General features: G+C 68.0%; 13 protein-coding genes and 3 tRNA genes. 8 read left to right on the top strand and 8 right to left on the bottom strand.

From position 1 onward, the window contains the following. Window positions 1-2 precede the first annotated feature (2 nt). Window positions 3-824: an arylamine N-acetyltransferase family protein gene (locus ACZ5ZX_RS04320; protein ID WP_465500595.1), complete on the bottom strand. Its 822-nt coding sequence runs from the start codon at window positions 822-824 to the stop codon at window positions 3-5. A gap of 190 nt (window positions 825-1,014) precedes the next feature. On the opposite strand from ACZ5ZX_RS04320, the gene ACZ5ZX_RS04315 reads away from it, so the two are divergent. Beyond that, on the top strand, window positions 1,015-1,809 hold the full coding sequence (locus ACZ5ZX_RS04315; RefSeq protein WP_465500594.1) for a S1 family peptidase: 795 nt from the start codon (window positions 1,015-1,017) through the stop codon (window positions 1,807-1,809). 137 nt (window positions 1,810-1,946) lie between these two features. Here the strand turns inward: ACZ5ZX_RS04315 and ACZ5ZX_RS04310 are convergent. The 5 genes from ACZ5ZX_RS04310 to ACZ5ZX_RS04290 all read right to left on the bottom strand — a co-directional run bounded on the left by ACZ5ZX_RS04310 (window position 1,947) and on the right by ACZ5ZX_RS04290 (window position 3,520). Beyond that, window positions 1,947-2,020, bottom strand: a tRNA-Phe gene (locus ACZ5ZX_RS04310). Window positions 2,021-2,051: 31 nt separating this feature from the next. Beyond that, a tRNA-Asp gene (locus ACZ5ZX_RS04305) sits at window positions 2,052-2,125 on the bottom strand. A 28-nt stretch (window positions 2,126-2,153) separates the two neighbouring features. After that, a tRNA-Glu gene (locus ACZ5ZX_RS04300) sits at window positions 2,154-2,226 on the bottom strand. A 145-nt stretch (window positions 2,227-2,371) separates the two neighbouring features. Then, on the bottom strand, window positions 2,372-3,151 hold the full coding sequence (locus ACZ5ZX_RS04295) for an SCO6745 family protein (RefSeq protein WP_465500593.1): 780 nt from the start codon (window positions 3,149-3,151) through the stop codon (window positions 2,372-2,374). A 114-nt stretch (window positions 3,152-3,265) separates the two neighbouring features. Further along, window positions 3,266-3,520: a hypothetical protein gene (locus ACZ5ZX_RS04290; RefSeq protein ID WP_465500592.1), complete on the bottom strand. Its 255-nt coding sequence runs from the start codon at window positions 3,518-3,520 to the stop codon at window positions 3,266-3,268. Window positions 3,521-4,069: 549 nt separating this feature from the next. Here ACZ5ZX_RS04290 and ACZ5ZX_RS04285 point away from each other — a divergent pair. Next, window positions 4,070-4,489 (top strand): hypothetical protein, encoded by a 420-nt coding sequence (locus tag ACZ5ZX_RS04285; protein ID WP_465500591.1) that lies wholly within the window; start codon window positions 4,070-4,072, stop codon window positions 4,487-4,489. A 114-nt stretch (window positions 4,490-4,603) separates the two neighbouring features. On the opposite strand, the gene ACZ5ZX_RS04280 is transcribed toward ACZ5ZX_RS04285, so the two are convergent. Next, window positions 4,604-4,807 carry a cold-shock protein gene (locus ACZ5ZX_RS04280; protein ID WP_003097368.1) on the bottom strand — a complete coding sequence of 68 codons (204 nt, stop codon included), beginning with the start codon at window positions 4,805-4,807 and terminating at the stop codon, window positions 4,604-4,606. 421 nt (window positions 4,808-5,228) lie between these two features. Between ACZ5ZX_RS04280 and ACZ5ZX_RS04275 the strand changes: the two genes are divergently transcribed. The 6 genes from ACZ5ZX_RS04275 to ACZ5ZX_RS04250 all read left to right on the top strand — a co-directional run bounded on the left by ACZ5ZX_RS04275 (window position 5,229) and on the right by ACZ5ZX_RS04250 (window position 10,205). Next, window positions 5,229-6,470, top strand: coding sequence for a L,D-transpeptidase (locus ACZ5ZX_RS04275; protein WP_465500590.1), 1,242 nt, complete (start codon window positions 5,229-5,231; stop codon window positions 6,468-6,470). A 149-nt stretch (window positions 6,471-6,619) separates the two neighbouring features. Beyond that, entirely contained in the window at window positions 6,620-6,961 is a 342-nt protein-coding gene (locus tag ACZ5ZX_RS04270) for a hypothetical protein (RefSeq protein WP_465500589.1), read from the top strand. Further along, window positions 6,962-7,519, top strand: coding sequence for a SigE family RNA polymerase sigma factor (locus ACZ5ZX_RS04265; RefSeq protein ID WP_465500588.1), 558 nt, complete (start codon window positions 6,962-6,964; stop codon window positions 7,517-7,519). It begins immediately after the preceding gene. Window positions 7,520-7,523: 4 nt separating this feature from the next. Next, entirely contained in the window at window positions 7,524-7,982 is a 459-nt protein-coding gene (locus ACZ5ZX_RS04260; protein WP_465500587.1) for a hypothetical protein, read from the top strand. Between the two features lie 213 nt (window positions 7,983-8,195). Continuing rightward, window positions 8,196-9,611: an MFS transporter gene (locus tag ACZ5ZX_RS04255; RefSeq protein ID WP_465500586.1), complete on the top strand. Its 1,416-nt coding sequence runs from the start codon at window positions 8,196-8,198 to the stop codon at window positions 9,609-9,611. A 9-nt stretch (window positions 9,612-9,620) separates the two neighbouring features. Then, on the top strand, window positions 9,621-10,205 hold the full coding sequence (locus ACZ5ZX_RS04250; protein ID WP_465500585.1) for a PaaI family thioesterase: 585 nt from the start codon (window positions 9,621-9,623) through the stop codon (window positions 10,203-10,205). A 12-nt stretch (window positions 10,206-10,217) separates the two neighbouring features. On the opposite strand, the gene ACZ5ZX_RS04245 is transcribed toward ACZ5ZX_RS04250, so the two are convergent. After that, entirely contained in the window at window positions 10,218-12,893 is a 2,676-nt protein-coding gene (locus tag ACZ5ZX_RS04245) for a serine/threonine-protein kinase (RefSeq protein WP_465500584.1), read from the bottom strand. Window positions 12,894-12,934 lie beyond the last annotated feature (41 nt).

Raw genomic sequence — 12,934 nt, 5'->3', positions numbered from 1 at the left:
TTTCAGCCCGGATAGATCTTCAGCAGCTTCGCGAGTTCGTCGTCGGTCAGCACGACATCCAGTTCGCGCAAAGTCTCGTCGAGCCGCCCGGCCGGGATCTTGGTGGTCTCCTTGGTCCCGTCCGGGCGTTCGACGACGAACTCTTCGCCGACCAGCTTGCGGCTGAGCCCTTCCTCCAGGCGCATGACCACCAGCTGCCCGGTGAACGGCGAACGCGGATGCGTCGAGGTGTAGTGGTGGTAGACCTCGTAGTCGATCCGGTGCATCGGCGTGAGCGTGAAGGCGTGCAGGTCGGTCCAGTCGTCGCCCTCCAGTTTCTGCAGGCGCCACCAGTCGCCGTCGGCGACGAGCCGGTGCGGCCAGCCCGCCTGATTTACCACGGCGCCGTCGACCAGCGGCATCGGCACCAGCATCCCGGCGCCGAAACCGACGTCGACCAGGTGTCCGACGCCGTCCGCCTCGACCACGAGCGTCATATGCGTGTACGGCCCGTTCTTCTGCGGCTGGACCCGCGCGACCAGGCGGCGCACGGGGTAGCCGAGTTGTTCGGCGGCCGCGGCGAACAGGCTGCCGTGCTCGTAGCAGTAGCCGCCGCGCTGACGACGGACGAGTTTGCCGATCACGTCTTCGAGCGCGATTCCCTTGTGCTGCCCCAAAACGACGTCGACGTTCTCGAACGGAACAGCCAACACGTGCGCCTTCGCCAGCTCACGCAACGCGGCGGCGGAAGGCTTCTCACGGCCCTGGCCGATCCGGCCGAGGTACGCGTCGAGGTCGAGGGTGTCGACAGTCCATTCGTCGACCTGCTCAGGTGCGAGTGTCATGCCCTGATCCTGACACCTCCACCTTGCTGGAGGTCAAGATCGGAGCGGTCCCGATCGCGGGCGTCGGAAACCATTGCCCCAACTGGTAACTGGCAACGGCCACCGACTTTCGTCAGTTCCACGAACGAGTGCCGATTGGCCACCCTTCCCGAGTAGCCGGTGACAAACGCCGGTGTGGAAGGAGAAAACAGTGAGGACTCGTTCCCTCGTCGTTGGTCTGCTGGCCGGAGCCGCCGTGGTGCTCGGGTCGGCGATGCCGGCCTCCGCCGCCCAACCGCCCTCGGGCGTACAGCCGTTGATCGTGGGTGGCGTGGACGCGACCGAAACCTACAGCTTCATGGCGTCCATGCAGACCAAGAGCGGCGACCACAACTGCGGCGCATCACTGATCGCCCCGCAGTGGCTGGTGACCGCCGCGCATTGCGTCGAAGGTGAGCAGCCCGCCGACTGGCAGTACCGCATCAACACCACCGACCACACCAAGGGCGGCGAGATCGCCGAGGTCGACAAGTTCGTGGTCCACGAGAAGTACGACGGCTCCGGCCCGTACGACATCGCCGTCGTGCACCTGACCAAGCCGGCGGAGGCGACGCCGATCGAGATCGGCCAGTCGCCGGAGCCGGGCACCGACGTGCGGGAGATCGGCTGGGGGCTGACCTGTCCCACGCGCGGCTGCGGCGCCGCCCCGGAGACGCTCCAGCAGCTCGACACCAAGATCGCCGAAGACTCCGGATGCTCCGGCTCCGGAGCCTACGACGCGCAGACCGAGCTCTGCATGGACAACCAGGGCGGCAACGCGAGCGCCTGCTACGGCGACTCGGGCGGCCCTGCCGTGGTGAAGGCCGACGGCAAGTGGACGCTGGTCGGCGCGACCAGCCGCGGCCAGACCGCCAGCTGCCCGGAGATGCCGGGTATCTACACCGACGTGACCGCGTTCGCCGACTGGGTCAAGCAGCAGACCGGCGGACAGGACGCCAGGTCCTGACGCCGCGGTGCGCGGTGGCGTCCGATGCTCCTGCGACATCGGGCGCCATCGCGCACTGTTCGGTGTGGACGGGCCCAAGACCGGCCCCAGGCATGAAAAAACCGCCCTGACCTGAGTCGGGGCGGTTCTGCGAGCGGTGGCCAGGGCCGGGGTCGAACCGGCGACCTTCCGCTTTTCAGGCGGACGCTCGTACCAACTGAGCTACCTGGCCGGGAACGCCGGCAAGGAGCCGAACGATCTTGCGACCCTGACGGGACTCGAACCCGCGACCTTCGCCGTGACAGGGCGACGCGCTAACCAACTGCGCCACAGGGCCTTGCATACTGCTTTGTAACTGTACTGCGTACTCCCAACGGGATTCGAACCCGCGTTGCCGCCTTGAAAGGGCGGAGTCCTAGGCCGCTGGACGATGGGAGCCCGGTTCGGTTTCGGCGAACCGACCGACCCGCGCTCTCCGGTGTCCCCGGGAGCGAACATAACTATAGGACACCCCCGTTTTGGCTTCCGCACAGGGGGTCCTCTAGTTGTTCACAGGGCTGGGACCTGCGAGAACGCGGTGACTTCAGGATATCAGGACCGAGGCGTCCCGCAGGGCGCTCAGCCGCCTTCGAAGCTCGTCTTGCTCGTCGCCCGTGAGAGTGACGGCGAGGAGTTCGGCCACGCGCTGATCGGTCAGGTGCTCGGCGTCCCGCCAGCGCTGCCGCAGATCACCCTTGGCCTCCGCCGCGGCGATCAGTTCGTCGGCGGCCTCCTCGGACCACGCGGTACGCAGGAGCCGCCCACGCCCGCCCTCCGGGTCCGCGACGACGGCCTCGGGCACGGTCAGACCCACCGCGCGAAGGGCGGCGAAGTGGACACCGCCCCGGAACTCGCGGAAGACCATGAGCGCGAACGCCAGCCGTTCGACGTCGTCTTCCGGGCGTTCGGCGAGTTGCCATCCGGCGAACAACGCGAGACCACTGGCGTCCGCGGCGTCCACGAGACGGAACAGCAGATCGGCGAGACGTCCGGGGTCGTCGGCGTCCGAAAGGCTGACCCGCGCCCACTTCGCCGATGACCGCGAGTAGGCGCGGACCGCGGAGGCCGCGTCGAGGGCCGCCATCGCGGGCGGCAGGGCGAACTCGAAGAGCCAGTGCGGGAAGATCCCGAACAGCTCCGCGACGACCTTCGGCGGCGGGTCGCCGAGCACCGCCGAACGTCCTCGCAGATACAGCGTTCGCGGCGGCAGACCTACTTCCGCCTCGACTTCGGCGAGCTCCGGAGAGGTCATGAACCTCCCGCCCAGCACCTGTACCGCGCCCCGGATTTCCCGCGCCGTCTCGATCGTCGCCACGTCGGCCACCTTCCCGCCAGTTGAATAATAACAGTGTTACACAACTGGGGGGCGGCTCGTCAAGCGCAAACGAAAGCCCGGCCGCGCGGTGCACACACCGCACGACCGGGCTTCGGACGAAACTCAGCGCTGAACGGGCGCCTGCCCGTCCTCATCCAGCGTCAACCCCAGCATGTCCAGCAACTGGACACAGTCATCGACACCCAGCGCCCCGTTGGCCACCGCCAGCCGGGCACGCCGCACCTGGTCGTCGGACACCCGCTGGGCATCCCCCTGACCCGTGCGTTGCGCCGGCAGACCACCCGCCAACGTCGAACTACCCCCATCGGCACCTTCGTACCGAAGGAGGAACTGTCGAACTTCCACAGACCCACCCATGGTTCCTCCAAACGGCCAACGAACAGCTTGGCCGCGAGGCTAGCCACAGCCGGCCGCGACACACAGCCCCCCGGAGAGTGAACCTGTCGCCACGCTCCGCACAACGCAGCGCAATCACGCGCACACCGGCGCCACATGAATCACAGGCGAACCACAGGTGACGCGCCGACCGGAATTCTGCCCGCGCCCACTCGCCCTTCTCAGCAAACCGTGCAACAATCGATTTGCTGACACACCCCCGGTCAGCGCCTGTGGAGATCCCCTCCGACCCCCGCGTTCCTCCCCCTGGCGCGGGGGTCGCTCCGTGTTCTGGGGGGCCACCCCCCAGACCCCCAGGGGCCGTTCGGTGGCGGGTGGCAGCCCCGCACCGGTGGCAGCCGAGTGCCCAAGCTTCGCTGGCGCGAAAAGGTTTCTGAGAGTGCTCCGGTTGCGTTTAGTGATCACAGGAAATCGGTTTCTTAGGGAAGTTGGGCCGATTGGGGAAATAAAAGGGGTGTGTCGTGGCTCACTGTGGTTGGTTTGCCGAGACCGAACCGTTATCGTGGCCCGGTGCCCCTTCCTTCCCTGAGCCGTCGTAACGGCAGCCGCACGAACCTGAAGCCGGTCAACCCCGGTCGTCACCGCAACTCCGCCTCCAAGGAGGCCGAAGCGGTCGTCGAAGACACGGAGCTCACCAGCTACCTTCGTGCCCTCGCCCCCGACAACGACCCGGAGAGCACCGGCACCGGCAAGCGCTTCGGTGAAGCGCAGGTGTTCCAGCTGCGGATGAACCTCATCGCCATGGAGCAGCTCAAGGACGCCGCCACCGAACGCAACCTGTCGCCGCAGGCGCTGGCACAGGAATGGATCCTCGAGCGTCTCTCGTGGGAATCACAGGCCAACTCGGCCCAGCAGCGCCGCCACGAGGAAGCCCACACCGACGAATTCCACTTCGACGCCAACGCGTTCGATCAGCCCGTCGCCCGCTGACGCGGCACCCGGAACGGAACAGCACGAACGAAGAAGCTTTCACCGCACAGAAAAAGCCCCCGGCGAGAACGCCGGGGGCTTTTTGATCAGTCTGAGCAACGCCGAAGGGCGGACTCAGATCGCGCGGACCTTCTGGGCCTGCGGGCCCTTCTGGCCCTGACCGACCTCGAACTCCACTCGCTGATTCTCCTCGAGAGTGCGGAAACCGCGGCCCTCGATCTCCGAGTAGTGAACGAAGACGTCGCCCTCGCCGCCATCCTGCGCGATGAAGCCGAAGCCCTTCTCCGCGTTGAACCACTTCACAGTGCCTTGCGCCACCGCTGTACTCCTCGTTGCACATCCGCTTCGAGTGCCACCGAAGCGACACCCAGACCGTCCCGGGCGGTTCCAACGAGTCGAGCGAAGAGCGCGTCACCGGCTCATGGCTCGCGTCAGAAGTTCCGCGAGTGTGAAGCCACGAACACGCAAAACGACGGCCTGATGGCAGAGTACCGGGATCTGGCCATATTTGAAGCCCGTGATCGGACTCTGGGCACCCCCAAGTACCAAGGTCACCGGAACGTCGTATACCGCGCGGCGTTCTGTCGGACCCCCTCGCTACCCTCTCACCGCGCGCCGACCTCAGGTCAGCGCCGGACACGGACCGAAGTCGGTCATGCCCCGATCGTGAACTATGATCCACCCGATTGTGACTCGCATCACTCTCGGTGGGATCAACTTAAGGGGCGGTCCGGACGTCATGGTCGGTGTACAGGGGAGCAAAGGGGAAGCTTTGAGGTTCACTGAAACCGCCCGCCGCCGAGCGGCGTTCGCGGCACTGGGGCTGGTGGCCGTTCTGACACTGGGGGCGTGCAGCAGCGAGCCGACCGTTTCGGCCAGCGGGCCGGACGGCGGCGGCCCGATCAGCAGCGAGACCGGCGGGCAGGCGGCCGCGCCGGCCAAACTGACTTACGAACCGGCCGCGGGCGCGCAGGACGTCGCGCCGGGACAGCCGATCAAGGTCAGCGTCGCCGACGGCACGCTCGACCAGGTCGTGCTGACCAACCCGGACGGCAAACAGGTGGCCGGACAACCGTCCGAGGACAAGAAGAGCTGGTCCGCCACCGAACAGCTCGGCTACGGCAAGACCTACACCTGGTCCGGCAAGGCCACCGGGACCGACGGCAAGCCCGTCGACGTCGGCGGTGCCTTCACCACGGTCAAGCCGCGCAAGCAGGTCGGCGCGAACATCAACGTCTTCGACGGGCAGACCTACGGCGTCGCGATGCCGATCACGCTGACCTTCCCGAGCAAGGTCACCGACAAGGCCTCGGTTGAGAAGGCGCTCTCCGTCGAGACCACGCCGAAGACCGAGGGCTCCTGGGCCTGGGTCCACGACGACACCTCGGTGCACTGGCGGCCGAAGGCCTACTGGCAGCCCGGCACCACGGTGAAGTTCAACGCCAAGATCTACGGCGTCAAAATCGGCGACGGCGTGTACGGCAAGGAAGATCGCTCGGCGAGCTTCACCATCGGGCGCTCGCAGATCGTCAAGGGCAACACCCAGACCCACCGGCTCCTGGTGATCCGCGACGGTCAGCAGATCGCTGACTACCCGGCCAGCTACGGCCTCGACGCCGACCCTGGCCGCGTCACCCCGAGCGGCACGCATGTGGTGATGTCCAAGCACGACACGTACTCGATGACCAACGAGCGCTACAAGTACGAGAACATCGTCGTGCCGTCCGCGGTGCGGTTCTCGACCAACGGCGAGTTCATCCACGGCTACGGGCCCTCGATCTGGGCACAGGGCAAGAAGAACATCTCGCACGGCTGCGTGAACCTCGCGCCGGCGAACGCCAAGGAGTACATGGCGGGCGCGCTCGTCGGCGACCCCGTCGAGATCGAAGGCAGCACCCAGACGATCAACCGGGCGCGTGACTACAGCGACTGGACTTACTCCTGGGAAGAGTGGACGAAGCTTTCCGCTCTCGCGAGCTGAAGTACTTCCATGGAACCGGGCGGCCGGAGACCCTCGTGGTCTCCGGCCGTTCGTGTTGATCGCCGTGCGCTGACTGGAAACTTCCGAAAACTCGATGCAACCCCAGGGCCGGCGAGGCGCATGTCTAACGACGTAAGGCGCCGCGGCCAATGAGCGGCGCCCGGATCGAGGAGACACTCTTGCGTACTCGTATCGCTCTTTCCCTCGGCGCGCTGCTGCTGGCGGGCGGCGCCGCCTTCGCGACCACGTCGCTGGCGTCGGCCGACCAGAGCGCGCCGTCGCCGACGGTCACTCAGGCGCCCCAGCCGCCGACCAACGCCCCCACCACCGCGCGGCCGGCTGAGCCGCCCCGCGCCACCACCGCGCCTCGGGGCGTCTCGAAGACCCCGGCTGTCGCCGCGCCGGGCGAGCACCGCGTGCCCAAGGCCGTCCCCGCCGGGCCGACCGGGGATCTGCACCTCCCCGCCATCGTCGAAGGAGCCGGTAACTAGGTGTCGCTGAGCCGCTCGTCGAAGACCGGGACGGGCTCGCCGTGGGACGGCGAGTTCGCCCGGTACTTCGACGAGCGCGCGCACAACCTGCGTGCCACCGCGTACCTCCTGTGCGGGGACTGGCATCAGGCCGAGGACATCACCCAGGCCGCGCTGCTGAAGCTGTACCTGGCTTGGCCGAGGCTCTCCCGGCACGACGCGCTCGACGGCTACGCGCGCAAGATCGTGCTGCGGACCTTCCTCTCCGAGCATCGGCGCGTCTGGCGCAAGCGGGAGAAGCTCACCGATGCCCTGCCCGAAGTCCCAGGCGAAGAGGGCAGCACTGAACAGGAGATGCTGGTCAGGAACGCGCTGTCCGGCATCGCGCCGAAGCAGCGGGCCGTGCTGGTGCTGCGCTACTTCGAAGACCTCAGCGTCGAAGAGACCGCCGCGGCGCTGGGTTGCAGCACCGGGAACGTGAAGAGCCAGAGCGCGCGGGGGCTGGCGACCCTGCGCAAGCGGCTCGGACCGCATTTCAGCGAACTGGCCTTGAGCGGAGCGCACGACGATGGGAGGTGAGGAGATGGACGAGGACATCAAAGGCGTGCTCGCGCACGGGGCGAGCGGTCCCCCGCTGGGCATCCGGGCGGCGGACATCATCGAGAAGGGTGGCCGCATCCGGCGACGACGCAAACGGCTCGCTGTGGCCGGCAGTTCGCTGGCGACGGTCGCGGTGATCGTGTTCGGCGCGATCGCCGTCGGTGGTCGCGGCGGTGAGGGATCCGCGCCGGTACAGCCCGCGGGGCCCGGCCTGTCGACCATCTCCCCGCAACCGGTCCCGCCGTCGCCTTCCGAGACGAGTCCCCGCCCGGAAGTCTCCCCACCGGAGCCGCCCGCCGCGGAGCCGACTCCGAAATCCGGGCCGACGCGTGCGATCCCCAAGACCGTGCAGCCGGGCCGTACGACCACGGCCGTGCCTCCTCGTGGGCCGTCCTCGACGCAGGCGCCGAACGAGCCGCCGACAGCGGTCACGACCCGTTGACCCCTGCCCGGAACGTCCGAATCCTCAGATGTGACCCAAAGTAATCGGAAATTCTCCGACCTCGGCGTCACCTGGTGGTTCGTCACCGATTCGGGGGAACGAGGCTCGCGCGATCGACGCAAAGCGCTGAATCCGCATGTTTGAACACCTACGGTCGAGGGAACCAACCGTCGACGATGGGTAAGTAAACGGGTGGGTCGGGAGGTCAAACCCATGGCCGAAGAGGCGCTGAGCGCTGCGCATCAGGAAAAAGGGGAACCGGCGGAGGCCCCGCCGGAGCAGATCAGAAAGGCCGTCGCCGGAGCGGCGATGGGTAACTGCATCGAGTGGTACGACTTCGGTGTCTTCGGCTTCATGCCCGCCATCCTGGGGCAGGTCTTCTTCAACGCTTCCAGCACTTCCGAGGGTGCGCTGGCGACCTTCGCGGTCCTGGCGATCACGTTCATCGTGCGGCCGTTCGGCAGCTTCGTGTTCGGTCCGCTGGGGGACAAGATCGGGCGCCAGAAAGTGCTCGCGCTGACGATCATCCTGATGTCCGGATCGACGTTCATCATCGGGCTGTTGCCGTCCTACGCGACGATCGGCCCGGCCGCGGCGGTCCTGCTGATCCTGTTGCGCACCATCCAAGGCTTCTCGGCGGGCGGTGAGTACGGCGGCGCGGCGACGTTCATCGCGGAGTACGCCCCGGCCAGGCGCAGGGGTTTCTGGGGCAGCTGGCTGGAGTTCGGCACGCTCGTCGGGTTCGCCATGGGCGCCGGTTTCGTCACGATCTTCACCGTGATCCTCGGCGACGAGGCGATGCGCGAATGGGGCTGGCGCCTGCCGTTCCTGATCGCCGGTCCGCTCGGCATCATCGGTCTCTACCTGCGGAACAAGCTGGAGGACACTCCGCTGTTCCTGGAGATCGAGAAGAAGAACCAGGTCGAGAAGTCGCCGCTGAAGGCGCTGCTCAAGAAGCACTGGACCTCGATCCTGCACCTCATCGGCATCGTGGTGATGCTGAACGTGGCCGACTACATCGTGATCACGTACTTGGAGACCTACCTCAAGGACGTGGTCGGCTTCAGCGGACACACGCCGTTGCTGATCATCCTGGCGACCATCGCGTTGATGCTGGTCCTGATCGTGCCGGTCGGCATCCTGTCCGACCGCATCGGGCGAAAACCCATCCTGATCGCGAGCTGCGCGAGCTTCCTGGTGTTGCCCATCCCGGCGTTCTCGCTGATGGGCGCGGCGGCGGACGACCGGAATCCCTGGCAGCTCATGCTCGGCCTGGTGATGATCGCGGTCCCGCTGGTGCTGATTCTGGCCGTGCTGGCGGCGACGCTGCCGGCGATGTTCCCGACGCAGGAGCGCTACGGCGGTTTCTCCATCGGGTACAGCGTTTCCACCGCCGCGTTCGGCGGCACGGCGTCGTACATCATCGGCAGCCTGGTGACCTCGACCGGCGACAACCTGTGGCCCGCCTACTACCTGATGGGCGCGGCGGCGATCGCGGCCATCCCGATCCTGCTGTTGCCGGAGACCGCCGGGGTGTCGCTGCGCCGCATCGTGAGCTCCCGGATCGTGCGTCGCCGGAAAGCGGAACCGGTCACTCCCGGCGAGGCCTCGGAGCTACCGGCGAGTTAACGTTTCTCCATGAGCCGTATCTCGCAGCCGTGGCCGCCGGTCGAAGTCGACCCGGCGACCGTCCACCCGAAAGCCCCGCAGCCGGGCAGCGACCTCGGTATTCACTTCGGTGAGTGTTTCGGGTGCGGCGACGAGATCGAGGCCGGGCTCCACCTGCAGTCCACGGTGGGCGAAGGGACGACGGTGTACTCGAAGTTCACCGTCACCTCCGCCCACCAGGGTGCGCCCGGCCTCGCCCATGGCGGTCTGCTCGCCTGCGCCTTCGACGAGGCGCTCGGGGCGACCGTCGGCAACCTGCTGCGCCGCCCCGCCGTCACCGGGAAGCTGGAGACGGACTTCCTGCGGCCGGTGCCGGTCGGTTCGACGCTCTACATCGCGACGAAGCTGGACGGCATCGCGGGCCGCAAGATCTACGTGAGCGCCGACGGACGCCTCGACGCCGAAGACGGTCCTGTCGCGGTGCGGGCGCGGGCGCTGTTCGTGCGGGTCGAGTTCGAGCACTTCAGCACCCACGGCGACCCCGAGGCGCTCCAGAAGCTCGCCGCCGCGCACGAAAAGGCCAAGCGCGAACGCGAGTGGGACATCAACCCCTGAGCATTTCGCGGGTCAGGTGAGGGTCCTCGGCCGGATCGCGTTGGCCTTGTCGACCAGTTCCACGCGCTGGTCCACCGTGCCCGCGAGGCGCGCCAGGGTGCGGTAGCAGCGCTCGAGCCCGAACCGCAGGTCCCGCTCGTCCAGGTCGCAGCCCAGCACCTTCGCCCCCGGTGTCGGCCGGTTCTGCGCGTTAAGCCAGCCGTACGCCGCTTCGAGAACCTCCGCGGACAGCCGCGTGCGACGTTCCGCGTCGAGCTGCAGGCGCTCCAGCCGCGTCGAGGCGTCGACGAGGTCGCGTTCGGACACCGGCACCGGATCCTTGCCGCCGCCGTTGATCCTGGTCTTGATCTTGATCGCGGCGACCTGCGCGGCCACGTAATGCGTGGACGACGCCGGGACGGCCTCCAGCACCTCGATCGCGCTGGCACGGGCGCCCTGCGCGAGGTACACACGAGCGAGCCCGAAGGCGGCGCTGACGTACGACCGGTCCGTTCGCCACACCAGCTCGTAGTAGCGCGCGGCGCCGAAGTAATCCCCGACGCCCTCCGCGCTGACGGCCAAAGCGAGCTTCGGCGCGATCTCGCCGGGCAGGTCGTCGTACACCGCGTCGAACGCGACGTGCGCGACACGGGACCGGCCGCCCGCGAGCTCGATCAGGCCGCGGTACCAGTCGATCCGCCAGTCGTGCGGGAAACCGGCCTTGATGGCGAGATACTGCGCGGCCTGCAGCTGCCGCTGCGCTTCGACCAGCTCACCGAGCTCGATCCGGGCGCGGACGATGCGCAATCGCACCTCGATCGACTCGCGCGGCGCTCCTGCCAGTGCCTCGATCGCGCCGCTCGGATCGAGCGCGACCGTCGACGCCAGCATGCCCGCGGCGGGGTCGTCCGTGTCGACCTGCGGGATCGGCAGGCCCGAGACGACCTCGCCGGGATCCGGCAGCGGCACGCTCCCGCCGTGTTCCGGGACGACCAGGTCGACGCCGAACGTGCGGGTCTCCGGACCGAAGACGGTCGAGGCACCCGGACGCGGTTTCCCGGTGCCCAGCGCCATGATCTCGCGCAGCACGCCGGTCAGCTGGTCGCCCATCTCCTCGGCCGCGATGAACCGGCGGTCCGGGTCGGTGTGCGTCGCGCGCTTCAGGAAGCGGTAGTACGAACCGAAGAGCGCGAACAGCGGGACGACGTCCGGTCCGGGCAGGGTCGTCTTGTACTTGCTGGTGTAGCCGGAGAACTCGAAGCTGAGGACGGCGAGCGTGCGGCCGACCGTGTACAGGTCCGACGCCACCGAAGCGCCGTGTGTCGCCAGTTCGGGCGCGCTGTAGCCGGTCGTGAAGAACAGCGGGCTCTCGTAGTCGTCGATGCGGCGGACCGCGCCGAGGTCGATGAGCTTGAGCTGTTCATGCGTCTGGATGACGTTGTCGGGCTTGAGGTCGCAATACAGCAGGTTCTGGCTGTGCAGGTAGCCCATCGCGGGAAGGATCTCGAGCCCGTAGGCGATCACCTGGCCGATCGGCAACGGCTCCGGGCGCTTCGTCTCGCGGTGGTGCGCGAGCGCGAGCTGACGCAGCGACTGACCGCCGACGTACTCCATGACGATGTAGCCGACCGAGTTGCCGGTGTCGCCATCCGGATGCTGCACGAAGTTGTGGATCTTGACGATGTTCGGATGCTCGACCTCGGCGAGGAACCGCTGCTCGTTGGCCGCGGCCGCCATCGCGGTGGCGTCACCGGTGTCGATCAGGCCCTTGAGCACCACCCAGCGGTCGCTGACGTTGTGGTCCTGCGCGAGATAGATCCAGCCGAGCCCGCCGTACGCGAGCGCGCCGAGCACCTCGTACTGGCCACCGACGATCTCGTTCGGCCGCAGCTTCGGGACGAAGGAGAACGGGTTCCCGCATTTCTCGCAGTTGCCTTCCGGCGCGCCGGGTTCGCCGTTCTTGCCGCGGCCGACCTTGGCGCCGCAGCTGCCGCAGAAGCGTTTCTCCTCCGACACCATCGGGTTTTCGAGGACGGCGGACGCCGGGTCGCGGTACGGCACCTGAGGGACGTCGACGAGTCCGGCGCCGAGACGGCCGCGGCGAGAGGTGCGCGACGACGTCCGGCGTGCGGTTCCGGGGAACGAACCCGTTCCGGTGCCTGTCCCCCGGCTGCCCGATCCGGTACCCGTACCGGTCCCGGTCCCCCGGCTTTCGCTGGAACGTTCGGGGAGCACGCTTTCCGTGCCCGGATCCGGCAGCGGCCCCGGTCCGCTGTCGACGCGCGGCGCCGGCGGCATGATGCTCTGCGTCTCGGGGGCGGGCGAGGAGAGCACGCTGGTCGGCTGCGGCGTGTCGGCGGGTGCCTGCCACTCGGGACGGACGACCTGGGTCTGCGGGCTCACCGGGGCCATCTCACCCGGCGGACGCGTCGGGTCTTCGGCACCGGGAATCGGCCGCTGCTGGCCGCGCGGCGGCGTCTGCGGGCGCTGGACCGGCGCGTGGTAGATCGTGCGCTCGGCGTCGTTCTCCGGCCCGGGCCCCTGCTTGGGCCGGGGTGGCTCGGTGACATCGAGCCTGCCGGAAATGGACGGTTCGGGCGTTTCCCAGCGCACCGGTGCCGGCGGCGTCCACGAGGCGGCCTCCGCCTCGTTGTCCGGTTTGGTGTCATCCGGCGCTGCGTGCCGAGGACGGCGCGGCTCATCCGACACTGGTACCTCCCGAAATCCCCGCGACCAAGTCAGGCCCGATC

The organism is Amycolatopsis sp. NPDC033938 (genome assembly GCF_055575975.1).
This window is presented reverse-complemented; position numbering and strand designations above follow the sequence as displayed.

Coding starts and splice junctions, on each gene's coding strand:
- ACZ5ZX_RS04320 (WP_465500595.1), bottom strand. CDS start 824: ATGACACTCGCACCTGAGCAGGTCGACGAATGGACTGTCGACACCCTC.
- ACZ5ZX_RS04290 (WP_465500592.1), bottom strand. CDS start 3,520: ATGGGTGGGTCTGTGGAAGTTCGACAGTTCCTCCTTCGGTACGAAGGT.
- ACZ5ZX_RS04275 (WP_465500590.1), top strand. CDS start 5,229: ATGGTCGGTGTACAGGGGAGCAAAGGGGAAGCTTTGAGGTTCACTGAA.
- ACZ5ZX_RS04270 (WP_465500589.1), top strand. CDS start 6,620: ATGAGCGGCGCCCGGATCGAGGAGACACTCTTGCGTACTCGTATCGCT.
- ACZ5ZX_RS04260 (WP_465500587.1), top strand. CDS start 7,524: ATGGACGAGGACATCAAAGGCGTGCTCGCGCACGGGGCGAGCGGTCCC.
- ACZ5ZX_RS04255 (WP_465500586.1), top strand. CDS start 8,196: ATGGCCGAAGAGGCGCTGAGCGCTGCGCATCAGGAAAAAGGGGAACCG.
- ACZ5ZX_RS04250 (WP_465500585.1), top strand. CDS start 9,621: ATGAGCCGTATCTCGCAGCCGTGGCCGCCGGTCGAAGTCGACCCGGCG.